The following is a 22361-nucleotide window of genomic DNA, read 5'->3' as shown; positions in this document are numbered from 1 at the left end:
CGCCTTTCCCGCTCGGTGCCGAGCGACTGGATTTATCGCGTTGCCGAGGTTGAGCCCGGTGGCGGTTAGGAGATGAGATGACTGAGGAGCGCGTCGAGCGCCTGCTCGCTGAGGTGCACGATGACTTTGGCATGATTCGGGTGCTGGAAGTGGCGGATTACCGCTTTCTCGAATTTGGCGATGCCATCGAACAGAGTTGCGTGTTCACCGCCGACCCAAGCTGGCTGGAGTACGACTATACCCGGGCCATGCTGATCGGTGCGCTGTGTCACGAAACCCCGGAAAGTGCACTGTTTCTGGGGCTTGGCGCGGGCACGCTGACCCAGGCCTGCCTCAAGTTCCTGCCGCTGGAAGATGTCGAAGCCATCGAGCTTCGCCCGGACGTTCCGCGCCTGGCCATCGAATACCTGGGGCTGGATGACGACCCGCGACTTTATATCCGTGTCGGCGATGCCCTGGAGCTGCTCGACACTGCCGAGCCCGCGGATCTGATCTTCGTCGACCTCTACACTGATGTCGGTCCGGGCGTCGGGCATCTGGCCTGGGGCTTTCTGGCAAACTGTCAGAAACGTCTGAATCCGGGTGGCTGGTTGGTGATCAATCAATGGGCCACCGATGACGGCAAGCCATTGGGCGCGGCTTTGCTGCGTGGTCTTTATCACCGGCATTATTGGGAGCTGCCGGTGAAGGAGGGCAATGTGATCCTGATGGTTCCATCCGACCTGGATCAGCAACTGGATATGGAAGGCCTGATCGCGCGAGCCGAAACGCTGGCGCCGCGTCTGGGGTACTCGCTGCAGTCGCTGATCAAGGATATTCGCCCGGCGACATAAGGCACAGCCTCAACAGCCTTTGAAGTCACCGGGTCGTTTCTCGATCATCGCGCGCAGACCTTCCTTGGCGTCTTCACTGTTCAGCAATTTTTTGACCAGTGGCGGCAAACCTTGAGCGGCGGCGGTTTCGCCTTCAAGGCGTGCCTGACGGGCGGACATCAAGGTCGCCTGAACGCCCAAGGGTGCTTGCCTGGCGATACGTTGGGCCAACTCCAGTGCGCGGGGTAACAGGTCTTCGCTGGCCATCACTTCCTGGACCAGACCTAGCCGCAAGGCGTCATGAGCGTCGAACTCATCGCCGGTCAACAGCCAGCGCATGGCGTTGCCCCAGCCGGCGATTTGATGCAGGCGCAAGGTGGCGCCACCGAAAGGGAAGATCCCGCGCTGGACTTCCATCTGGGCGAAACGCGTATTGCTGGCGCACAGGTTGATATCGGCAGCCAGCATCAATTCGATGCCGATGGTCAGGCAGTAGCCTTGTACGGCGACGATCACCGGCTTACTGACCCTGGGGCCTGCGAACACTCCCCATGGATCGCAGCCGCCGGTCGGCGCCTGCCAGCCGTTGGCCAGAGCGGCACCGACATTCGCCAGATCCAGCCCGGCGGTAAAGTGTTCACCGTGACCGAACACCACGGCTACCCGAGCCTGGGCATTACGTTCGAACTCGCCATAGGCCAGGCTGAGTTCGTTAAGCAGATCGAGGTCGAAGGCGTTACGTTTGGCAACGCGGTCCAGGCCGATCAACAGGATATGACCGCGCTGTTCACGGCTGACGCGACTTGGATTGAGCTGATTCATGGGACATATCCTTGGGCGGAAAAGGGTGTTTCAGACCGAAGGTCTCAGCCTGAAAGATGAACCGTTTAAGCGTCATGACCAATAGGGCCGGGCCTCTGAAAAGTAGACGCTTGGAGGATTATCCGCAAAGCCCGTGACAGAGAGGCGTACAGCTGCTTTTTCTTATAAAAACTTCTCCCTTTTTTCAGTAATTCCGGTATAGTGCGCGCCGGCCTTTAACCGGGCCACGTTTAGGTATAGCAATTCCCCCGAAGCCAGCTTCGGTTGCTTGTTCGCTCTGCGGACTATCCTTGACGATCCATTCATTCAAACGTTTTCGCAAATCCCCGCCGACAAAGCTGCCAGGGCGACTCTTGAGTCTCAACACGGCACGCGCAGCTTTGGAGCATGGGTCTTTGCGGATGCACTTAGAGGCAGACCCATGACCCAGGAAATCGGCGGCTTCGCCGCTCTTGAACTTCATCCCAATATTGTCGCTGCAGTAGTCGCTACCGGCTATGAAGAGCCTTCGGCCATTCAGCAGCAGTCGATCCCGATCATTCTCGCCGGTCACGATATGATTGGCCAGGCGCAAACCGGTACGGGTAAAACCGCTGCGTTCGCCCTGCCGATTCTGCACCGCATTGATCCGTCCAAGCGCGAGCCGCAAGCTCTGATCCTGGCCCCAACTCGTGAGTTGGCGCTACAAGTTGCAACCGCTTTCGAAACCTACGCCAAGCAAATGCCGGGCGTAACTGTTGTGGCTGTCTACGGCGGTGCGCCGATGGGCCCGCAATTGAAAGCCATCCGTAATGGCGCACAGATCGTTGTCGCCACTCCGGGTCGTCTGTGCGACCACCTGCGTCGCGACGAAAAAGTATTGGCGACCGTGAACCACCTGGTTCTCGACGAAGCCGACGAAATGCTCAAGCTGGGCTTCATGGACGACCTGGAAGTTATCTTCAAGGCCATGCCGGAAACCCGTCAGACCGTATTGTTCTCGGCCACCTTGCCGCAGTCGATCCGTGCCATCGCTGAGCGCCATCTGCGCGATCCGAAGCACATCAAGATCCAGACCAAGACTCAGACCGTTACCGCGATCGAACAGGCTCACCTGTTGGTTCACGCTGACCAGAAGACCTCGGCTGTATTGAGCCTGCTGGAAGTGGAAGATTTCGACGCGCTGATCATGTTCGTGCGTACCAAGCAAGCGACCCTGGACCTGGCCAGCGCGCTGGAAGCCAAAGGCTACAAAGCCGCTGCGCTGAACGGTGACATTGCCCAGAACCAGCGTGAGCGCGTGATCGAGTCCCTCAAGGATGGCCGTCTGGACATCGTTGTGGCGACCGACGTTGCTGCCCGTGGTCTGGACGTTCCGCGTATCACCCACGTATTCAACGTGGACATGCCGTACGATCCAGAGTCCTACGTTCACCGTATCGGCCGTACTGGCCGTGCCGGTCGCGAAGGTCGTGCACTGCTGCTGGTGACTCCGCGTGAGCGCCGCATGCTGCAAGTGATCGAACGTGTAACCGGTCAAAAGGTTGCTGAAGTCCGCCTGCCGGATGCTCAGGCCGTTCTCGATGCACGCATCAAGAAACTGACCAACAGCCTGTCGCCGCTGGTTGCTGATGCCGAGTCGACTCACGGTGAGCTGCTGGATCGTCTGACTGCCGACATCGGTTGCACCCCGCGTGCACTGGCCGCTGCTCTGCTGCGCAAGGCTACCAACGCTCAAGCACTGACCCTGGCTGCCATCGAGAAAGAGCGTCCACTGGTGCCGAACAATGCACCGCGTGGCGATCGTCCAGAGCGTTCCGGTGATCGTCCGGACCGTGGTGATCGTGAGCGTCGCGCTCCGGTTCCGCTGGCTGAAGGCCGTGCTCGTTGCCGTACCGCGCTGGGCGCGCGTGATGGTATCGCTGCCAAGAACCTGCTGGGCGCCATCCTTAACGAAGGTGGTCTGGCGCGTGAAGCTATCGGTCGCATTCAGGTGCGTGACAGCTTCAGCCTGGTAGAGTTGCCGGAAGATGGTCTGGAGCGTCTGCTGACCAAACTGAAGGACACTCGCGTTGCCGGCAAGCAGTTGAAACTGCGTCGTTATCGCGAAGACTGATCCGCGCTGAGCTGATCAATCGAGCATAAAAAATCCCCGACTGGTTCGGGGATTTTTTATGCCTGATCGTTTCCACGCAGAGCGTGGGAACGATCATTTAGCCAAACCGATAGATGTCCATCCCCAGCGCACCCATGGTGAAGCCTTGATGGGCAATACTGAAGTCGCCGCCGGCACCACGGGCGAAATACAGCGGAAGCAAATGCTCGTCGCTGGGATGGCTGCGCACGGCATAGGGCGCTTGCTGGCGATAGTCATGCAGGGCTGCTTCGTCGTCAGCGGCGAGTTTGTCGATCACCCAGTCGCGAAAGGCTTTGGCCCAGGGCTCTACGCTTTCCGGGCCGGCGTGCCAGTCCAGCTCGCGCAGGTTGTGGGTGATGCTGCCGGAGCCGATCAGCAGTACGCCATGTTCGCGCAGGCTGGCCAACGCATGGCCGACGCGGGTTTGCAGGGCTGGCCCAAGACGACTTGGAAGCGAAACTTGTACCACCGGAATATCGGCTTGCGGATACATCAGAGACAGTGGAACCCAGGCGCCATGGTCGAACGGGCGCTTGGCGTCAATCCGGGCATGCAGCCCGTCGGCTTTGAGTAAGTCGACTACCTGCGCTGCGAGCTCTGGCTCACCGGGAGCTGGATACTGTACGGCAAACAACGCGGGTGGGAAGCCACCAAAGTCATGCCAGGTTTCCGGCTGAGGGTTGCCACTGACCAGCAGCTCCTGGCTTTCCCAGTGGGCTGAAACCAGCACGATGGCTTTGGGTCTGGGTAATTCGGCGGCCAGACGTGCCAGAGCCGGGCCGCTGGCACCGGGTTCCAGTGCTAGCATTGGCGAGCCATGGGAGATAAACAGGCTAGGGAGCATAAGAGGTTCCTGAGCGTTAAGATGACATCATCTTCAGTCAGATCATTGATCTAAATCTAATATAAGTTTTAGTGCCTTTTGATCGAATTTTCAGGGTGATTTATGCAACCGGAATTTTGGCACAAGCGTTGGGAGCTCAATCAGATCGGCTTTCATCTGTCCGAGGTAAACCCCTACCTGCCGCGGTTGTGGCCTAAGTTGGGGTTGGCGGCAGGCTCGCGGGTGCTGGTGCCATTGTGTGGGAAAAGTCTGGACCTTGTGTGGCTCGCCAGTTGTGGTCATCAGGTGCTGGGCGTCGAGTTGTCAGAAAAGGCCGTGACGGATTTTTTCAGCGATCAGCAACTTGAGCCACAGATCAGTCAGCAGGGTGCTTTCACGGTCTATCAGGTGGGCTCGATAGAGTTGTGGTGCGGGGACTTCTTTGCCTTGAGAGTTGAGCATGTGGCTGATTGTGCAGCGTTGTATGACCGGGCGGCGCTGATTGCCCTGCCACCGGAAATGCGCGAGCAGTACGCGGCACATCTGAACCGGATCCTGCCGTCGGGTTGTAAGGGGTTGCTGATTACTCTGGACTACGACCAGATACAGATGGCCGGGCCACCGTTTGCGGTGGTCGATGCTGAAACCAGAAGCCTGCTTGGCGATTACTGGCAGCTTCGAGTCGTAGAAGAACGAGACGTCCTCGCAGAGAGCTGGAAGTTCCTCCAGAGCGGTGTCACGCGCCTGGATGAGCGGGTTTATCGTCTGTTGAAGAACTGACCCGGGTCGTAAACGCTGGAGTGGTCGAATTCTTTGGAAGCGAAAAAGGGGCGACTTGCGTCGCCCCTTTGGGTGCTTCAATGAAGGCTATCAGCCACGACGGCGCAGTGCGTCGATACGCTCTTCCAGCGGTGGGTGGCTCATGAACATGCGAGCCAGGCCCTGCTTGATGCCGCCGTTGATACCGAAGGCAGTCAAGGTGTCCGGCATGTGTACCGGCAGGCCTTGCTCCGAACGCAGGCGCTGCAGGGCGCCGATCATTGCGCTGGTGCCGGCCAGGCTGGCGCCGGCTTCGTCTGCGCGGAATTCGCGTTTGCGCGAGAACCACATGACGATTGCGCTGGCCAGGAAGCCCAGTACCAGTTCGGCGAAGATCGTCGCCACGTAGTAGGCGATGCCCTGGCCTTCTTCGTTCTTGAAAATAACCTTGTCGACGAAGTTGCCGATGATTCGCGCGAAAAACATCACGAAGGTGTTCACCACGCCTTGTACCAGCGCCAGTGTCACCATGTCGCCGTTGGCTACATGGCCGATTTCGTGGGCCAGCACCGCTTTCACTTCATCCGGTGAAAAGCGCTCCAGCAGACCCTGGCTGACGGCGACCAGTGCGTCGTTCTTGTTCCAGCCAGTGGCAAAGGCGTTAGCCTCGTAAGCCGGAAAAATCCCGACTTCGGGCATCTTGATCCCGGCTTCGCGGGACAGCTGCTCGACGGTTTGCAGCAACCATTGTTCATGGCGAGTGCGCGGCTGGCTGATGATCTGGGTGCTGGTGCCCATCTTCGCCATCCACTTGGAGATGAACAGCGAGAACAAGGAACCCGCGAAACCAAAGACCGCACAGAAAACCAGCAGCTGATTGAGGTTGAGGTCAACCCCGTTGGCCGCCATGAACCCGTTGAAGCCGAAAAGGCTCAGGGTGATGCTGGCAATCAGCACGACCGCCAGGTTAGTGGCCAAAAACAGCAATATGCGCATCATGGTTGTAGAAATCTCCTCATGCTAAATATGTAGCGTACTGCGGGGTATATAAGGTGCGGCACCGGGCTATTCAACCAGGTGACTATTTCAAACTGTGTCTTACAGTCGGATTTTAGACCCTTGCAGGGTTTTTCCGACATTGATCGGGCACGCGCTTTTAGCGCTGAGGGTCCCGTCGCAGTTGGGTGCGATGGCAGACCATGGAAACAGCACAGGCACAGGAGGGCATGTGTTTAGGGAAAAAGGAGATATGTTGCTGAATTAATCGCTGTGCGACTTTGCAACAGTCGCACAGCGTAACAGTGCTTATTGGCGGTAAGATTTCAGGAAATTACCGATCCGGCCAATAGCCTGGTCCAGATCATCCACTCGCGGCAGGGTCACGACGCGGAAGTGGTCCGGCCATGGCCAGTTGAAGGCGGTACCCTGGACCACCAACAGCTTTTCCGAGAGCAACAGATCGAGAACGAATTTTTCATCGTTGTGGATCGGGCAGATTTTCGGGTCGATCCGAGGGAAGGCGTACAGCGCACCCATCGGTTTGACGCAGCTGACGCCGGGAATGTCGTTGAGCAGTTCCCAGGTACGGTTGCGCTGTTCCAGCAGACGGCCCGCCGGCAAGACCAGGTCATTGATGCTCTGATAGCCACCGAGGGCGGTCTGGATCGCATGCTGGCTAGGCACGTTGGCGCACAGGCGCATGTTGGCCAGCATGTCGATGCCTTCGATGTAGCTCTGGGCATTGTGTTTCGGGCCGGAAATGGCGACCCAGCCGGAACGGAAACCCGCTACACGGTAGGACTTGGACAGGCCGTTGAAGGTCAGGCAGAGCAGATCCGGAGCCAGCGAAGCAGTACAAACATGCACGGCATCGTCGTAGAGAATCTTGTCGTAGATTTCGTCGGAGAACACCACCAGCTTGTGCTGGCGGGCAAGTTCAAGCATGCCCGACAGAACTTCCTTGGAGTACACCGCGCCGGTCGGGTTGTTTGGGTTGATGATCACCATAGCCTTGGTGTTCGGGGTGATCTTGGCCTTGATGTCGGCCAGGTCCGGCCACCAGTTGGCTTGCTCGTCGCACAGGTAATGCACCGGATTGCCGCCGGCCAGGGTCACGGCTGCGGTCCACAGCGGATAGTCGGGTGCCGGGATCAGTACTTCGTCACCGTTGTTGAGCAGGGCCTGCATCGACATCACGATCAGCTCGGAAACGCCGTTGCCCAGGTAAATGTCTTCAATACCGACGCCTTCTACCTGCTTTTGCTGGTAGTACTGCATAACGGCCTTGCGGGCGCTGAAAAGGCCCTTGGAGTCGCTGTAGCCTTGCGCGGTCGGCAGGTTGCGGATGACGTCCTGGAGGATTTCGTCCGGTGCCTCGAAACCAAAAGGCGCCGGGTTGCCGATATTCAGCTTGAGGATGCGATGGCCTTCCTCTTCCAGACGTTTGGCGTGCTTGAGCACTGGGCCGCGAATGTCATAACAGACGTTGGCGAGCTTGTTCGATTTGCTGACCTGCATGGCGATGTGTTCCTGAAAATGAACGATCCAGGCGGCATTGAACTACCGTACTGGGAATCCTGCGTTCTCACACAGGCCTGTAACCGGTATCGCAGCGTGAAAATCCGTTTGAATGCGCGTTACACGGCTGCCAGACTGGCGTTTGACGAGGCGCAATCATACGTGCCGCCTGATCCGTGGAAAAGATACAGATCAGGCTTTTTCAGTTGCAGAGGTAAGACGATGGAAAAGTTGGAAAAAACCCTTGAAGAATGGCGCGCCATGCTCGATCCGGAGCAGTACAACGTTTGTCGCCTCAAAGGCACCGAACGACCGTTCTCGGGCAAGTACAACGGCACCAGGACCGATGGTGTTTATCACTGCATTTGCTGCAATGAGCCGTTGTTTGACTCCAGGGCAAAATTTGATTCTGGCTGCGGCTGGCCGAGTTTCTATCAGCCGATAGGCGAGAGCGCCATGGTCGAGATTCGTGATGTGAGCCACGGCATGGTTCGTACCGAAGTGGTCTGCGCCAAATGCGATGCACATTTGGGGCATGTGTTCCCTGATGGTCCACCACCGACGGGCTTGCGCTACTGCATCAATTCGGTGTGCCTGGATCTGGTGCCTCGGGGCTGATCGGCTGTACGCCCCCCCTGTAGGAGCCGAGCTTGCTCGCGATGGTCGTAAACGATGACGTGTACTTCCTGACGAAACGCGTCAGCTTCAAATCCATCGCGAGCAAGCTCGGCTCCTACATATAGTTAGCGCCAGCCGTGATATCCCGGGTGACGTTGCCAATAATTAAATTGCACGCAATTCAATTGCTCACTATGGTTGTCTCACATTTCCGTTTCAGGAGCCTGCGCCATGACTGACAATTTGCTGAACATCCCCTGCACCACCATCAAAGGCGAGCAAAAGACCCTGGCCGACTTTGCCGGCAAAGCCGTCCTGGTGGTCAATACTGCGAGCAAGTGCGGTTTCACGCCGCAATATAAAGGTCTGGAGGAGCTTTGGCAGAATTACAAGGACGAGGGTCTGGTGGTGCTCGGCTTCCCGTGTAACCAGTTCGGCAAACAGGAGCCGGGGAATGAGGGGGCCATTTCCGAGTTTTGCGAGCTGAACTTTGGTGTCAGCTTCCCGCTGTTCAAGAAGATCGAGGTCAATGGCAGCGACGCTCATCCATTGTTCGTGCAGTTGAAAAAACGCGCTCCGGGCCTGCTCGGCTCTCAAGGCATCAAGTGGAACTTCACCAAGTTCCTCATCGGCAAGGACGGTCAGGTCGTCAAACGTTTTGCTCCGGCGACCAAGCCGCAGGATCTGACGAGCGAGATTGAAGCGTTGCTCAAATGAATGGTCTGTCAGCTGATTCGCTCAAACTCGACAGCCAGCTGTGCTTCAAGCTGTACGCCGCTTCCCGGGCAGTCATTCGTGCCTACAAGCCGATGCTCGACCAGTTGGGGCTGACCTACCCGCAATACCTGGTCATGCTGGTGTTGTGGGAATGGCAGGATTCGCCGCCTGAGCAACCGACGGTGAAAGCCCTTGGCGAGCGGTTGGCCCTGGACTCCGGGACGCTCACACCGTTGCTCAAACGCATTGAGCAGATGACGTTAGTGCAGCGTCAGCGTTCGGCGCGCGATGAGCGTGAAGTTCACTTGAGTCTGTCCGGTGCCGGGTTGGCCCTGCGCGAGCGGGTCGCGCCGCTCAAGGCGCGTCTGTTGTGCGACAGCGGTGTGGATCTGGATCGCTTGAGTGAGCTGCGCAGCGGTCTGGACCAGTTATTGGGGCAGATCAAAGCGCTGTCGTAACGGGCACCCATAGTTCGAGCAGGGCAGCCAACTCTTCGCGCCGAAACGGTTTAGCCAGATAGTCGCTCATCCCGGCCGCGCGGCAGCGTTCTCGCTCCTCGGGCATGGCATTGGCAGTCAGTGCGACGATAGGCAGATCAGGCCAGCGACCACTGCGGCGGATCTGCCGGCTGGCTTCATAACCGTCCATGACCGGCATATTGCAGTCCATTAACACCAGGTCGAAACTACTGTGCTCAAGCTGGTCCAGGGCCTCGGCGCCATGTGCTGCAACGGTCACTTCGCAGCCAAGCTTGCCGAGCATTCCTTTGGCCACGAGCTGGTTGACCGGGTTGTCTTCCACCAACAGGATGCATGCCCGCCGCTGGGGAGACAGGGTTTCAAGCTGTGCTTCGTTGATGGTGGTGGTCTGTGCTTGCAGGGTCCGCCGCAGGGTTTGATAAAGCGCGTTGCGTGCCAGCGGTCGAGCCTGCTGCTGTAAGGGTGCCAGAGCGCTGGCTTCTTCGGTTGGCATAAAGCTGCCATAGGCGGTCACCAGCAGAATCGGCGTCTGGATGGCGGGACGTATCCCTAACAGGCATTCAGGGCAGTCGGTGATCAGCAGATCAGGTGTGAGCCCGATCAGCGAGTCATCGATGTTGCGTCGTTGATAGTCCAGTCCCCATCCGGGCAGCAAACTGTTCAACAGTTCGGCCAGACCGCTACCAGCTGCGGTGATCGCCATGACGTTTCCTTGCAGTGGCGCCGGAGTGGGTGCGGGGGTATGGCAAGGTAACGGCAGGTCGGCGCAGAACTGGCTGCCGAAACCCGCTTCCGAACAGATGCTCAGACGGCCCTGCATGGCTTCGCAGAGGTTGTAGGTCAGGGCGAGACCCAGGCCGGTACCGCCGAACTGCCGGGTAATGCCGGCTCCTGCCTGGGTGAAGGGTTGGAATATTTTGACCTGCGCGTCCTGCGCAATGCCGATACCTGTATCGCAGACTTCGATTCTGACGCCGTCTTCATGTGTGCTCAGGCGTACATCGACGCGGCCGAATCGGGTGAACTTCAGAGCGTTGGACAAGAGGTTGCTGACGATTTGCCGTACACGTGTCGGGTCACCCAGCACCAATGCCGGAAACTGCGGGTCGATCAGGCAGGCCAGTTCAACGCTCGGTGCGGCATTCTGCGATAGCAGGTTGGCCGTGTCTTCGACCAGTACGCCGAGGTCGAAGGGGATGCGTTCAAGCTCCAGTTGACCGGCGTCGAACTTCGACAGGTCGAGAATATCGTTGAGTAACTCCACCAATACCTTGCCAGAGTCGTGGGCAATCGACAGTTGCTGCAGTTGCTCGGCAGTCAGGGGGCTGTCCAGAGAAAGGGCGATCATTCCCAGCAAGCCGTTAAGCGGAGTGCGAATTTCATGACTCATATTGGCCAGGAACACCGAGCGCGCCTCCGCCATGTCGAGTGCCGTGCTGCGGGCAATTTCGAGTTCTTCGTTGGATTGGCTCAAGCGAGTGTTGATCGCTTTCAGTTCGCTGGTACGCGCGGAGACGATGCTCTCCAGTTGCCCGAGATAATCGGTCAAGCGGTTCTCGGCATTGCGTCGCTGCTGAATCTCGGTGGCCATGTTTTCGAACTGCTGGTTGGCGACTTTGACCAATACGCCGATTTCATCGTTTTCGTGGCCCAGTGGGAAATCCAGTCGCGCCTGGTCGGTGCTTCGAGGGTCACTGCCGCTGAGTGCGCGGATAACCCGAACCAGGGGTTTGGTCAGCATGACGTAGAAGAGCGCCAGTAGAATTGCGGTCAGGATCAGACTGCGGAAGAAGCCGTTGAGCAGGGTCACCTCGGCCCTACGCAGGAAGCGGCTGCCGAAAGAGTAGGTATCAACCTCCAAATGCAAGGTACCGAGGGATTCGCCGGGCAGGTAATCGAGATAGAGCCGGTCTTCAAATTGGCGATTGGCACCAAAGAGAAAGTCGCTGATCAGCCGGTATCTGCTTTGCATCCCGGGGCGATTTACACTGGCAAGGATCGTGTTGTTGTTATCGATCAATTGCGCACTGATGATCGCCGGAGAGCGGAGCAGGCCAAGGGTCAACTCTTGCGCGAGCTCGGCGTCGATGTTGTAGGCGATCCGCGAGGCCGGGTTATGGCTGATTTCCAGAAGAGAGCGTATTTCCCGGTTGATGGAGGCGTCTTCGCTGGCATAATCGATGCCTATTTGCAGCAGACTGAGCAGGGCTCCCAGAATGAAACCGACCAGCACAGTGAGCCTGGCTTGTTTGTAAGACAGGCGGTTGGTGAACTTGATATCCATGGAGTGCTGAGCCAATTTTTTCCGTTTCCCTTCGCCGATCAATCATAGCTGAACAGTGGTGATTATCGGCAGAACCTGACGTCAGTCTTTCATTCAGCTACGAACCGGTGCTTGATGCTGCGTTTGTCTGGATAACATCATTACTGTGAACGTGCCTGAGGAGAAGTCGTGGATTCCCGATTGAATGCTTTTCTTGAACGCGCCGATGCGGTTCTGGCTCGTTTGGAGCCTTTGTTGCCCGCGCCGCGACAAACCATCGACTGGACTCAGTGTCTGGCCGCCCGTTGGCAGCGCGAAGGGCGCAGTGGTTTTCTGTTGCCGCTGGAGGTCAGTCTGGACATGCGTTTGTCCGATCTGATCGGGGTGGATAAACAACGTGAGCAGTTAGGTCGCAATACCCGACAGTTCCTCGATGGCATGCCGGCCAACCACGCATTGCTCTGGGGCTCACGCGGGACGGGTAAGTCTTCGCTTGTTCGGGCCTTGCTCGCGGAGCACGCCAAGGCCGGTTTACGTCTGATTGAGATTGAGCGCGATCACCTGGCGGATTTGCCGCGGGTGGTCGAGCAATTACAAAAGCTGCCACAGCGGTTCGTTTTGTTTTGTGACGATTTGTCGTTCGAGGCGGGCGAGGGTGATTATCGCATTCTAAAGAGTGTACTCGACGGCTCGCTGGAACAGGCTCCGGACAACGTCCTGTTGTACGCGACTTCTAACCGCCGACATCTGGTCCCGGAGAAACAGAGCGACAACGAGAACTGGAAGATGGTCGATGGTGAACTCCATCCCAATGAGGCGGTGGAAGACAAGATTGCCTTGTCGGACCGTTTTGGTCTGTGGTTGTCTTTTTATCCTTTCACCCAGGAACACTTTCTCAATGTGGTCGAACACTGGATCGGTGAGCTGGCGCGTAAAGCCGGTCTTGCGTGGCAGCGTACCGACGAGCTTGATATTCTGGCGGTCCGCTGGGCGACCGGAAGGGGCAATCGCAATGGACGTTGCGCATATCAATTTGCGCGGTATTGGGTAGGGCTACAGTTGTTGGAGCAAAAAGCATGATCGATTTGCAGAAAAGTGGCGCAGGACTCGATGGCTATGCGCTCCTGTGTGCGCAGTTGGAATCGTTGCTGGCCGATGAGCGTGACTTCATTGCTAACGCTGCGCAGTTTTCGGCCTTTTTGTTCAACCAGCTGGATGACCTGAACTGGGCCGGGTTCTACCTCAATCGCAATGAGGAACTGGTACTCGGACCGTTTCAGGGCCAGATCGCCTGTGTGCGAATCCCGTTCGGGCGCGGTGTCTGCGGGGCTGCCGCTGCGACCCTGCAAACCCAGCGGGTCGAGGATGTGCATGCGTTTGCCGGGCATATAGCCTGCGACAGTGCGTCGAACAGTGAACTGGTGGTACCGCTGGTCAAAGAGGGTCGGTTGATCGGTGTGCTGGATCTGGACAGCCCGAAACTGGCGCGTTTTACCGAGCAGGACCAGGCGGGCATCGAACAGTTGGCGGCTATTTTCCTGCGTTTGAGCGACTGCTGATCAGGCGCCTGGCCTTCTTGCAGGGGCGGTCTGCCGCAGTCAGCGCCTCGAAAATATCGGCGATTGTCATCATTCGCGCCGGCAGACTCATCTCCTCGCGTTTCAACTGTTCGGGATAACCGGTGCCGTCCATTTTTTCGTGATGGCCACCGGCAATAGAGTTCTGTCGAGTGTCCTTAAGCAGCTTACTGAGGACGTCTGTCTCGGACAGGCGTTTGCTTCATTCTCAAGATTCGGGTCCGGGGGGCTGAGTGTGCCGCTGGATTTGTCTGTGTAGCGCTCGCTCCAATTCAAGCATGGAGTGCTCAATGGCTTTTGCGCAGGCATCGACCTTCTCCGTGCTGGCATTTTCGATACAGGATTGCTCAAGTGCTTCGCAATGATCAGTCAGCGAAAAGGCTTGCACCATTCGAGCTGCGCCCTTGATCTTGTGCGCGATATCGATCAGCGATTGCCTCTCACCCTCATGCTGGAGTGCGTGCAGTGTCTGTCGGTCCTGACGGGTGCTGCTTAGAAGTTCAGTGAGCAAGCGTAGAACGAGTTGTGGATTCCCTCCGGTCATCAAGTGCAGGCTATCGGGATTGAAGGCGTTGTTGAAGGGTAATGGCTTGAGTTCGGCCAGCCGTTGATTCAACGCGGTAAGGCTGATGGGTTTGAACAGGCAATCGTTCATCCCGGCCTGTTTGCAGCGGTGCTTTTCCTCCTGCTGGGCGTTGGCGGTGAACCCCAGAATTGTGCACGGGGGCAACTGCCCCTGTTGTTCGTTCTCACGGATGGCCCGGGTGAGTTCATAGCCATTCATGACGGGCATGTTGCAGTCCGCGATCACCAGATCGAAGTGCCCGTCTGCCCAGGCCCGCAAACCCGCAGCGCCTTGGTGAGCGACCGTATAGTGATGACCAAGGAACCCAAGTTGCTGGCACATGAGCAAACGGTTTGCGGGGTGATCGTCGACCACCAGGACATTTAATACGGCACACGCGGCAGGAGGAGCAGGAACGACCTCGTCGATCATCAATTTGGGCGGCAGGTTGGTCATTTTCAACGACACATGAACTTGAGTACCTACCCCGGCCTGGCTGGTTAAAGTCAAAAGCCCCCCCATCATTTCACACAAACTGCGGCTGATGACCAGGCCCAGACCAGTACCACTCCTGGCCAGATGGTTGGGGCTTTCAGCCTGAGCAAAGGGTTCGAACAGGCGTTGTTGGTCATCTTCGCTAATACCAATTCCCGAGTCCTGAACCTGCAACTGTATTTGAATCTGTTGTGGTTCTTCGGTGGGTTGTATATCGACCCGGATCTTGACTTGACCGTGTTCGGTAAATTTGATCGCGTTGCTGACCAGATTGCTCAGTATCTGTTTGAAACGCAGAGGATCAATCAGTGCATCGGTCTCCTGCACATTCGAATTGAATTCCAGTAACAGGTTGAGGTTTTTTTGCCTGGCCAGTCCGTCAAAAACCCGAATCACCGACTCGATGATCGCGCGCAAGTTGACTTGCTCAGGGGCAAGGCTTAAACGGCCTGACTCGATGCGGGCGATATCGAGAATATCGCCGATCAGATCCAGCAGATCCTTTGCCGAGTTGTACGCTACTTCAATGGCCGGGCGATCAAGGTGACCCTGGTCAGCATGTTTCAAGGTTAATTCGAGCATGCCTATCACTGCATTCATTGGTGTGCGAATTTCATGACTCATGGTTGCCAGGAATGTACTTTTAGCTCGATTTGCGTCATCGGCCTGTTCTTTAGCCATCCTCAGTTCATCGAACAGTTGGCGGCGTTCGCTGATGTCGATCCAGCCTCCAATGATGCCCCGGACCTCTCCTGTCGAGTCACGGTAGGGGAGAATCCAGTGGTAGATTGTCAGTTCTCGTTTGCCGATATGCAGCATGCGATCGAGGATCAAAGGAATGCCTTCGGCCACCACCCGTTGATAATCGGCCTGGTATTCGCGTGCTTCAAATTCGTTGCTCACCCCCCCTTGCATGACGTTTTTGCCAATGACCTCTTCTCGCGTGGTGCAAAAGGCTTCCAGATAGCTGTCGTTGCAGCTTTGTAGACGTCCTTCCCGATCACGCACGTAAATAGGATGCGGCGTTCCGTTAACCAGGGCTCGCATGAATTCAAACTGATCATTGAGTGCCCGTTCGGCCATTTGCCGCTGTTTGATTTGCCTGCGCATATAGGCATTCCAGGCCAGGGAAATCAGCAACAGCAGACCGATACCCAAGACAATCTGGTAAAACAGGCGGTGATAGCTGCGCCAGTAACTGTCGGCAGGCGTCGTATGGCCACGCCAGCGACTGTTGATGATTCCGAGTTCGTCCGGCGCAATGCTCAAAAGTGCCTTGTCGATGATGGAGTTCAGTTCCGTCGCACTTCGTGCCGTAGCCAGTGAGAAGGCTGCTTGCCGGGTCCCGATAGTGGCACTGATCTGGAGCTTGTCCTGGAACGCCTGCGATGAGACGAAGTAGTTGGCGATCACCAGTGAATTCACGGCACCTTCGACCTGGCCTTGGGCTAGCAGCTCGGTCGCTCTGAAGGTGTCACGGGTCTCAGCCAGGCGGATGAGCGGAAACTCACTGCGCAGAAAACTCACCAAAGGATCGCCTCGGGTGATTGCCAGACGTTTGCCTTGAAGTTGCTCAAGGTTGGCGAAGCTTGCGGAGCCTTTTTGAGTCAGCAGTACATATGAGGTTTCCAGATAAGGGCGGCTGAAACTGAGTTTGCTCTCCCGTTCATTGCCGGGCGGGATGGCAGCTATGATGTCAGCTTTGTTCTCTTCAATCTGCTTGATCATTTCGCTGACACCGCGGCTGCGCTGAATCTCGAAACGCAAGCCGGTGCGCAGCCTGATCAGTTCCAGCAGGTCCGCGGTGATGCCGCGCAAGTTGTTATCGGCGTCGAAGAAGGTGAGTGGGGCGAAGGCCTCGTTCACTACGACGCGAACAATCGGATGCTGTGTCAGCCAGCCCTCTTCTGCAGAGGTCAGTTGCAGTTTGTGGTCAGTGAGAAGAATGTCGCTTCCGGCGCTCCAGCGTTTAGCGATATTTTCTCGCTCACCGGGTGGTACGGCCTTGAGGATCGCATTGATAACAGTGAGCAGGTTCTGGTCATCTTTGCGCACCGCAAAGCCGAAGCCATTGGCCTCGTGTTTGCCGAAGTTGGCCATCTGGATGTTTTTCAGATAACCCTTGTTGATCATGTAATGAGTCGAAATGGTGTCGCCGAGGAAGACATCCGCCTGATCAAAGGCAACGGCGTTGATCGCATTCTGATACGAGGGGAAGGTGGTGATGATGGCCTTGGGGTATAGCGCCTTTATTTCATCCAGCGGCAGGTAGTGATAGACCATACTCAGGCGCATGTTCGCGAGGCCATCGGTCAGCGAGCGGTTTTCTCTTTTTCGAGTCACCAGGACCGGCTGGTCCACGGCGTAGGGCGTTGAAAGCAATAGGTTCGGGTTATTGGCCTCAAAGCCGTTAGCGGTACCGAGCAGGTCGATGTATCCCTTCTCAAGTGCCTCTATGGCTGCCTCCCTTGAGGCAAAACGTTGCACCCTCATGGGCAGGGCCAGCGTTTTTGCGAGGATACCTGCGTAATCTGCCGTGAGCCCTTCGTAGTCATGACCGCTGGTGGTCAAGTCAAAGGGAGGGTAATCCGCAGCGGAAGTGCCCAGGACCAGTTCGCGCTTGTTTTGGACCGGCAGCAGTTGTGTTCTGTCCAGTTGGACTTCCATGTGACCGCCGCCTGAGCGACTGAGCAGCGTGTAGTGCTCGATGCCGTTTTGTGTAGCGGACACAGAGGTGCTCAGGCAAAAACCTGCGCTCAATAATATTAAATAGTCCTTTAAACGCCAGGGCATCCTGTTTCTCACACTAGCGCATTACGTTTTGCCATCTCGATAAGTTCTACCATGGACTTGGCTTTGAGCTTTTGCATGAGTCTTTTTTTATAGGTGCTGACGGTCTTGTTGCTAAGAAACATTCCATTGGCAATTTCCTTGTTTGTACGGCCTTGAGCAAATAGTTGCAGTACCATGAGCTCTCGGTCATTGACCGATTTAAATAAGTCCAGCTCGATAGATGATTTGTCATCCAATCGAGCAGGGTTCAAGGCCTGACTCGGAAAGTAGTTGTAACCGGAGAGGACCGCTTTGATGGCACTTATCAATTCGCTCAAGTCCTCCTGCTTGCAGACATAACCGGAGGCTCCGGATTGCATGCAGCGGATGGCAAAAAGGGAGGGTGATTGTGCCGTCAGAACCAACGTTTTCAGGGGCGTACTCATTGCATTAAAACGCGAGAGAACTTCCAGTCCGTCGAGTTTAGGAATGCTGATGTCGAGGATGATCAGGTCCGGCATACATTCCCGGACCATTTGCATGGCATCAACTCCATTATCCGTCTCACCGACTACTCTATAGCCTTCATGCTCTAACAATATACGGACTGCAAGGCGGATAACGGGGTGGTCGTCGACAATAAAAACCGAGTTCATAATCAAATCCCATGCGAGCGCAAATAAAGCGCGCACCTTAGCTCAGATGGGGGCGCACAGGCATGAACTGACTGGTCTGCTGGTGCAATATAGGATGAGTCCTACATGAGAAAAGGCGATGGATTACCCTTGGGCAAGGTTTGGTGGAATGGTGACTCAATTTTTAACCGATATGTAAGTGGAAGTGATTTAAAATATGGTGTTTTTCACTGGGGGCTCGTAAATATTCCTACTCGAAGTGTGGCTGGTTTCTTAAACACGTGAGCCGCCGCTTGTTGTGGGTTCGCTCTTTATTGCTGCGCAGACCAGTAGCGTTTTCAGTTCCCGGTGGTTCAGCGGTTTGGTCAAGTAACCGAGTAGTGGCAGGCCGCGCTCACTCGCCTGGTTTTTCAGCTCGTTCAGTTCATTCAGAGTGAGGCTGCTTAAAATGATGGCTCTGTGTATAAAACCTTGACGGCTTGCCAGGTCAATCAGTTCAAGACCCAGAAGGTCTGGCAAGCACTGATCACACAGGAGAATTTCGAATGGCATTTGTGCCTGTTGCATTAGCCTTAATGCGCTTTCGGCATTGTGGGCCGGGGTCAACTGGTGGAAGCCATAACTGTTAAGTAGACATTGGGTTGCTGTCAGCTGAAAAGGATGGTCCTCCACCAGCAGGATGCGCACGTCGTGTTTGAGCATATCGTTTTCCATACGCAAGAGCCCATCCTGGTCGAGTTCAACGACCGGGCAATGGTTCGCCAGCCTCGGGATTGCTTTATTGACGGTCCGTGGACGATGGGGTCGGTTCATTATGTCGTACAGGATGGAGGGCGATTATTTCGCGAATATGCAGATAAATTCGATCAGTTTGCTCAGCACGTACTGTAGGGGGATTCTCTGGGTGCAGGGATGTACCCGAAGTTTGAGAAAATTCGGTCAGCCGCAGAGGGAGTTTCTGACACGGCTGACCGATAGTTTTTACTGCGGACTGGAGCGTCCGGTCATCTCTCGCGCCATCTCGCTGGCGTAACTGTCTGTCATGCCAGCAATGAAATCGATCATACGCAGGAAGGATGCGTGCAAAGGCCGGCTCGGGTCGGGGGCATTGTTACCCAGCAGGTCGAGGATGCGACGGTTTTTGAAGGATGGCGTACGACCTCCATGCTGTTCCAGGGCGGCACCGCAAAAGGCATTCAGCAGAATTTCCAGCGTGGTGTAAGCCCCGATTTCATGCAAGGTCTTGCGCTTGTCCTGGAAAATTTTCTTGCGTGCCATGTCTTTGGCATTCAAAACGCAACGCTTGGCTGGACCGTGCATATGTTCGACCAGGTCGCCATGGAGTGTGCCGGCCAATAGCGCATCCTGTTGTTCAACAAACGCTCGTGCGGCGGCATTGGTCAGGTGCTCAATAGCTTTGCCGCGCAGGATCGCGAGCTTGCGCCGACGCGAATCCTGCGGCCCGAGCAGGCGATAGGTTTCCGGTAGATCATCACCGACCAGCCCCAGCAGCAAAGACTCGACTTCGGCATATTCCAGAAGCTCCATCTCCAGGCCATCCTCAAGGTCGATCAAGGCGTAGCAGATGTCGTCGGCGGCCTCCATCAGGTAGACCAGAGGATGACGAGCCCAGCGTTGTTCCTCAAGCTGAGGCAGGCCGAGTTTATGAGCAATCTGCTCCAGCAGCGCCAGCTCGCTCTGATAGCAACCGAACTTGTGCTTCTTGTAGCCCAATGAGTCCGCGTGACGGGCGGTCCACGGGTATTTCAGGTAGGTACCGAGTGTCGCGTAGGTCAGCCGCGTACCGCCGTCGAACTGGTGGTATTCCAGTTGGGTGAGCACTCGAAAACCTTGAGCATTACCTTCGAAATTGAGGAAGTCATTGCGCTCGACTTCAGTCATGTCGTCAAGCCAGCCGCGGCCTGCGGCCTGCTGGAACCAATGGCGGATCGCATCTTCGCCCGAGTGACCGAACGGTGGGTTGCCGATGTCGTGAGCCAGGCAGGCCGATTGCACCACCATGCCCAAGTCGCTGGGTTCGCACCAGTCAGGCAGGGCGCTGCGGATCGTTTCTCCCACGCGCATGCCCAGTGAGCGACCCACACAGCTTACTTCCAGGGAGTGGGTCAGACGCGTATGGATATGATCGTTACTGGAAACCGGATGCACCTGAGTCTTGCGGCCCAGGCGGCGGAAGGCGCCAGAGAAGATGATGCGGTCGTGGTCTTTATGGAACGGACTGCGGCCGAGTTCTTCCGGGCTGTGCAACGGCTTTCCGAGTCGTTCGCGGGTAAGCAGGGTTTGCCAATCCAAGGCTGGTTCTCTCCGGCGAGTGTCAACAGACCCTAGCTTCCCGGTTCGCGCACCTCGCTGCAAGTGGAACTAGAGCCCCAGCGCGTCAATATCGATCAGCAGTAAGCGCTGACCGTTGTCGAAGAATTGGCCGGCGGTGAGGCAATACTGGTTGCTGGTGGCGTCGCGGTAGGTGTTGGACAGCGTCAGTCGGCGTTCGTCCCAGCCCTCTGCCAGCAAGTGATAGAAGTACGGCCGCCAGGACCAGTTGTGGCCCAGGTAACTGCTGTCTGCCTGCCAGGCATTATTGCGCCATTCAAGATTGGGGGTGAGTTGCGTGCCATGGCGGTCACATTGATAAAAGCGCAGCAACCATGGGAAGGCGTGCAGTTGGGGTAGTTGGCTGAGTGGCGCTTGAGCCTGTGCCCATGCTTGCAGAATGCCCATCAGTTCGCCGAGCTGTTGGCGCATCACCATCAAGCGGGCACGCTCGGTCAGTTTTTGTTGAACATAACGTTCGCGCAGTCGGGCAAAGCGTTCGACGAACGCATCGGTGGGGAAGAGCCCGACCTCGGCTTTGGCGAACAGATAGCCCTGGACATAGCGTGATCCGCATTCCAGGGCGAAATTCAGTTCGGCCTCGGTTTCCACACCTTCAGCGATGATCCAGCACCCGGTTTTTTCTGCCATCTGCGCCAGCGCTTTGACTACATCACTGCTGGGCCCGCCACGAGCCGCAGCCTGGAACAAGCGCATATCCAGTTTGAGAATGTCTGGTTGTAACGCCAGTACACGATCCAGCTGAGAATAACCGGCACCGAAATCATCGATCGCGATGCGCGCACCTGCCTGTCGATAACGCTCCACAACCTCAGACAAACGCTGGACGTTTCCGCCCAGTTCAGTGATCTCGAATACGATGCGTCGAGGATCAACGCCATGCCGCTGCAATTGTTTGAGGCTCGGCAGCGCCTGGCCAGAGCGTAAGCGGCTGATCCAGCGAGGTGACATATTCAGGCTCAGGAACCAGTCTTGAGGGGCCTCATGCAGGCGACTCAAAGCGTTGTCGCGGACCAGGCGATCAAGGCGTCGTAACGAGGCAGAAGGTGTTCGCGGATCTGCAAACAACGGCCCGACCGAGGTCAATTGACCATCGGCCTGACGCAGGCGGCCCAGGGCTTCGACTCCGGCAATGCGACCGGTTGCGGTGTCGATGAATGGCTGAAAGCAGGCAAGCGGTTGCCCGTCGATCACAGAGCCTCCTTAGTAAGGTCTTGTTGGGGATGTGCCTCGGCTATCGGGTAGACAGGCAGGACCAGACCCCCGCGATAAAGAGGTCCGATCCATGAGCTTTGCAAGAATGCAGCCAGACTAGCTTTTGCCAGAGGAGCCTTGCATCGCCAGCTTGATCAGCGGCAACAGGCTGGTGCCGAGGCTGACCAGCCGGGTGAGGCTGCTGATGCCACCGCCCTTGGCGCCTTTGCCGGTCAGAAACCCCAGCAAGGTCACTGCGGCAACGCCCCAGAGCGGCGCGTGCTTGATGCCGAAGCCGTCCTTCATGTTTTGTGTCATCCCGCGCACACGCTGTAAGGGTCGCAGCAGGTTCTGGGATTCATGGCGGATTTCCTGGCGATGCATTTCCATGCGCAACCGGATCAAGGCCTTGCGCATCTCGTGCCGGGTATGGAGTTGGGGTATCTCAGGCAGGCTCATGGCAGCAGGCGCTCCCTGTCGTTGGCCAACTCTTCAAGCGTGGCACTGAAGGGTGATGACTCGTCGAAGATTGCCGCTTTCATACGCAGCGCGCAAAAGAGTGCGGCGAGCGTATAGAAGACACACAGGCCGATAATTGCGGCCAGGCGATAAGTGTCCCAGAGCAGGATCAATACCAATACCGAGAGCCCAACCAATAACAGCAAGGCAAAAACCAGTGCCAGACCTGCGAACAACAACAGGCTTACGGTCCGTGATTTTTGCTCTTGCAACTCGATACCGAACAACTCGACATGGCTGTGCAACAAACCCAGGAAAGCGGCACCCAAGCGCCGGGATGAGGTGCTTGGGCCCGTTGCGGACGAGCCGGATTCGTCAATAGGCAT

20 protein-coding genes and 1 pseudogene are annotated in these 22361 nt (G+C 56.7%); 8 read left to right on the top strand and 13 right to left on the bottom strand.

What is annotated here, in order from left to right; genetic code table 11:
• The first annotated feature begins 77 nt into the window (after window positions 1-77).
• Complete coding sequence (locus AC07UI_RS10700) at window positions 78-833, top strand: spermidine synthase (protein WP_494992463.1); 756 nt, start codon at window positions 78-80, stop codon at window positions 831-833.
• Window positions 834-842: 9 nt separating this feature from the next.
• On the opposite strand, the gene AC07UI_RS10695 is transcribed toward AC07UI_RS10700, so the two are convergent.
• The gene (locus AC07UI_RS10695; protein WP_494992462.1) at window positions 843-1634 is read right to left on the bottom strand and encodes a crotonase/enoyl-CoA hydratase family protein; all 792 of its coding nucleotides are present in this window, start codon (window positions 1632-1634) and stop codon (window positions 843-845) included.
• A 421-nt stretch (window positions 1635-2055) separates the two neighbouring features.
• Here AC07UI_RS10695 and AC07UI_RS10690 point away from each other — a divergent pair, with 421 nt between their 5' ends.
• The gene (locus tag AC07UI_RS10690; protein ID WP_494992461.1) at window positions 2056-3729 is read left to right on the top strand and encodes a DEAD/DEAH box helicase; all 1674 of its coding nucleotides are present in this window, start codon (window positions 2056-2058) and stop codon (window positions 3727-3729) included.
• Between the two features lie 97 nt (window positions 3730-3826).
• On the opposite strand, the gene AC07UI_RS10685 is transcribed toward AC07UI_RS10690, so the two are convergent.
• Window positions 3827-4594 carry a DODA-type extradiol aromatic ring-opening family dioxygenase gene (locus AC07UI_RS10685; protein ID WP_494992460.1) on the bottom strand — a complete coding sequence of 256 codons (768 nt, stop codon included), beginning with the start codon at window positions 4592-4594 and terminating at the stop codon, window positions 3827-3829.
• 102 nt (window positions 4595-4696) lie between these two features.
• Here AC07UI_RS10685 and AC07UI_RS10680 point away from each other — a divergent pair, with 102 nt between their 5' ends.
• Window positions 4697-5353, top strand: a complete 657-nt coding sequence (locus AC07UI_RS10680) for a thiopurine S-methyltransferase (RefSeq protein ID WP_494992459.1) — start codon at window positions 4697-4699, stop codon at window positions 5351-5353.
• 90 nt (window positions 5354-5443) lie between these two features.
• Here AC07UI_RS10680 and htpX read toward each other — a convergent pair whose 3' ends face one another.
• Together htpX and AC07UI_RS10670 are read right to left on the bottom strand one after the other, a co-directional pair.
• Complete coding sequence (gene htpX, locus AC07UI_RS10675) at window positions 5444-6331, bottom strand: protease HtpX (RefSeq protein ID WP_494992458.1); 888 nt, start codon at window positions 6329-6331, stop codon at window positions 5444-5446.
• Window positions 6332-6637: 306 nt separating this feature from the next.
• A complete protein-coding gene (locus AC07UI_RS10670) occupies window positions 6638-7849 on the bottom strand; it encodes a pyridoxal phosphate-dependent aminotransferase (protein ID WP_494992457.1) in 1212 nt (403 codons plus the stop codon).
• A 222-nt stretch (window positions 7850-8071) separates the two neighbouring features.
• Here AC07UI_RS10670 and msrB point away from each other — a divergent pair, with 222 nt between their 5' ends.
• The 3 genes from msrB (at window position 8072) to AC07UI_RS10655 (ending at window position 9642) form a co-directional block, all read left to right on the top strand.
• Window positions 8072-8467: a peptide-methionine (R)-S-oxide reductase MsrB gene (msrB, locus tag AC07UI_RS10665; protein ID WP_494992456.1), complete on the top strand. Its 396-nt coding sequence runs from the start codon at window positions 8072-8074 to the stop codon at window positions 8465-8467.
• Between the two features lie 231 nt (window positions 8468-8698).
• Window positions 8699-9184 carry a glutathione peroxidase gene (locus AC07UI_RS10660; RefSeq protein WP_494992455.1) on the top strand — a complete coding sequence of 162 codons (486 nt, stop codon included), beginning with the start codon at window positions 8699-8701 and terminating at the stop codon, window positions 9182-9184.
• On the top strand, window positions 9181-9642 hold the full coding sequence (locus AC07UI_RS10655) for a MarR family winged helix-turn-helix transcriptional regulator (protein WP_494992454.1): 462 nt from the start codon (window positions 9181-9183) through the stop codon (window positions 9640-9642). Before AC07UI_RS10660 ends, AC07UI_RS10655 begins: the two co-directional genes overlap by 4 nt.
• Here AC07UI_RS10655 and AC07UI_RS10650 read toward each other — a convergent pair.
• Window positions 9626-11947: a hybrid sensor histidine kinase/response regulator gene (locus AC07UI_RS10650; RefSeq protein ID WP_494992453.1), complete on the bottom strand. Its 2322-nt coding sequence runs from the start codon at window positions 11945-11947 to the stop codon at window positions 9626-9628. The two genes, AC07UI_RS10655 and AC07UI_RS10650, sit on opposite strands and share 17 nt — an antisense overlap.
• Window positions 11948-12115: 168 nt before the next feature.
• On the opposite strand from AC07UI_RS10650, the gene AC07UI_RS10645 reads away from it, so the two are divergent.
• Both AC07UI_RS10645 and AC07UI_RS10640 read left to right on the top strand, forming a co-directional pair.
• Window positions 12116-13006, top strand: coding sequence for an ATP-binding protein (locus tag AC07UI_RS10645; RefSeq protein ID WP_494992452.1), 891 nt, complete (start codon window positions 12116-12118; stop codon window positions 13004-13006).
• Window positions 13003-13485 carry a GAF domain-containing protein gene (locus AC07UI_RS10640; RefSeq protein ID WP_494992451.1) on the top strand — a complete coding sequence of 161 codons (483 nt, stop codon included), beginning with the start codon at window positions 13003-13005 and terminating at the stop codon, window positions 13483-13485. Before AC07UI_RS10645 ends, AC07UI_RS10640 begins: the two co-directional genes overlap by 4 nt.
• Before the next feature lies 1 nt (window position 13486).
• On the opposite strand, the pseudogene AC07UI_RS10635 reads toward AC07UI_RS10640, so the two are convergent.
• The 8 genes and pseudogenes from AC07UI_RS10635 to AC07UI_RS10600 all read right to left on the bottom strand — a co-directional run.
• Window positions 13487-13642 (bottom strand): annotated as a pseudogene (locus AC07UI_RS10635) (HD-GYP domain-containing protein); the annotation flags it as partial.
• Between the two features lie 69 nt (window positions 13643-13711).
• The gene (locus tag AC07UI_RS10630) at window positions 13712-17356 is read right to left on the bottom strand and encodes a transporter substrate-binding domain-containing protein (protein WP_494992450.1); all 3645 of its coding nucleotides are present in this window, start codon (window positions 17354-17356) and stop codon (window positions 13712-13714) included.
• An 8-nt stretch (window positions 17357-17364) separates the two neighbouring features.
• A complete protein-coding gene (locus AC07UI_RS10625; protein ID WP_494992449.1) occupies window positions 17365-17991 on the bottom strand; it encodes a response regulator in 627 nt (208 codons plus the stop codon).
• Window positions 17992-18243: 252 nt separating this feature from the next.
• A complete protein-coding gene (locus tag AC07UI_RS10620) occupies window positions 18244-18672 on the bottom strand; it encodes a response regulator (protein ID WP_494992448.1) in 429 nt (142 codons plus the stop codon).
• Between the two features lie 279 nt (window positions 18673-18951).
• Complete coding sequence (locus AC07UI_RS10615) at window positions 18952-20283, bottom strand: deoxyguanosinetriphosphate triphosphohydrolase (protein WP_494992447.1); 1332 nt, start codon at window positions 20281-20283, stop codon at window positions 18952-18954.
• A 69-nt stretch (window positions 20284-20352) separates the two neighbouring features.
• Window positions 20353-21516, bottom strand: coding sequence for an EAL domain-containing protein (locus tag AC07UI_RS10610; RefSeq protein ID WP_494992446.1), 1164 nt, complete (start codon window positions 21514-21516; stop codon window positions 20353-20355).
• 117 nt (window positions 21517-21633) lie between these two features.
• Window positions 21634-21975 carry a hypothetical protein gene (locus tag AC07UI_RS10605; protein WP_494992445.1) on the bottom strand — a complete coding sequence of 114 codons (342 nt, stop codon included), beginning with the start codon at window positions 21973-21975 and terminating at the stop codon, window positions 21634-21636.
• Entirely contained in the window at window positions 21972-22361 is a 390-nt protein-coding gene (locus AC07UI_RS10600; protein WP_494992444.1) for a phage holin family protein, read from the bottom strand. The genes AC07UI_RS10605 and AC07UI_RS10600 overlap by 4 nt, the downstream gene beginning before the upstream one ends.

The sequence above is a fragment of the Pseudomonas sp. GW821-FHT04C07 genome (genome assembly GCF_059420325.1).
The sequence above is the reverse complement of the archived record's forward strand: the minus strand, read 5'-3'. Positions and strand labels throughout refer to the sequence as shown.

Excerpts from the sequence above, each read along its gene's own strand:
- AC07UI_RS10600 (WP_494992444.1), bottom strand. The coding sequence starts at position 22,361 with ATGCCTATTGACGAATCCGGCTCGTCCGCAACGGGCCCAAGCACCTCA.
- AC07UI_RS10695 (WP_494992462.1), bottom strand. The coding sequence starts at position 1,634 with ATGAATCAGCTCAATCCAAGTCGCGTCAGCCGTGAACAGCGCGGTCAT.
- msrB (WP_494992456.1), top strand. The coding sequence starts at position 8,072 with ATGGAAAAGTTGGAAAAAACCCTTGAAGAATGGCGCGCCATGCTCGAT.
- AC07UI_RS10625 (WP_494992449.1), bottom strand. The coding sequence starts at position 17,991 with ATGAACTCGGTTTTTATTGTCGACGACCACCCCGTTATCCGCCTTGCA.
- htpX (WP_494992458.1), bottom strand. The coding sequence starts at position 6,331 with ATGATGCGCATATTGCTGTTTTTGGCCACTAACCTGGCGGTCGTGCTG.
- AC07UI_RS10685 (WP_494992460.1), bottom strand. The coding sequence starts at position 4,594 with ATGCTCCCTAGCCTGTTTATCTCCCATGGCTCGCCAATGCTAGCACTG.
- AC07UI_RS10620 (WP_494992448.1), bottom strand. The coding sequence starts at position 18,672 with ATGCTCAAACACGACGTGCGCATCCTGCTGGTGGAGGACCATCCTTTT.
- AC07UI_RS10680 (WP_494992459.1), top strand. The coding sequence starts at position 4,697 with ATGCAACCGGAATTTTGGCACAAGCGTTGGGAGCTCAATCAGATCGGC.
- AC07UI_RS10660 (WP_494992455.1), top strand. The coding sequence starts at position 8,699 with ATGACTGACAATTTGCTGAACATCCCCTGCACCACCATCAAAGGCGAG.
- AC07UI_RS10700 (WP_494992463.1), top strand. The coding sequence starts at position 78 with ATGACTGAGGAGCGCGTCGAGCGCCTGCTCGCTGAGGTGCACGATGAC.
- AC07UI_RS10640 (WP_494992451.1), top strand. The coding sequence starts at position 13,003 with ATGATCGATTTGCAGAAAAGTGGCGCAGGACTCGATGGCTATGCGCTC.
- AC07UI_RS10690 (WP_494992461.1), top strand. The coding sequence starts at position 2,056 with ATGACCCAGGAAATCGGCGGCTTCGCCGCTCTTGAACTTCATCCCAAT.
- AC07UI_RS10605 (WP_494992445.1), bottom strand. The coding sequence starts at position 21,975 with ATGAGCCTGCCTGAGATACCCCAACTCCATACCCGGCACGAGATGCGC.
- AC07UI_RS10655 (WP_494992454.1), top strand. The coding sequence starts at position 9,181 with ATGAATGGTCTGTCAGCTGATTCGCTCAAACTCGACAGCCAGCTGTGC.
- AC07UI_RS10650 (WP_494992453.1), bottom strand. The coding sequence starts at position 11,947 with ATGGATATCAAGTTCACCAACCGCCTGTCTTACAAACAAGCCAGGCTC.
- AC07UI_RS10630 (WP_494992450.1), bottom strand. The coding sequence starts at position 17,356 with ATGCCCTGGCGTTTAAAGGACTATTTAATATTATTGAGCGCAGGTTTT.
- AC07UI_RS10670 (WP_494992457.1), bottom strand. The coding sequence starts at position 7,849 with ATGCAGGTCAGCAAATCGAACAAGCTCGCCAACGTCTGTTATGACATT.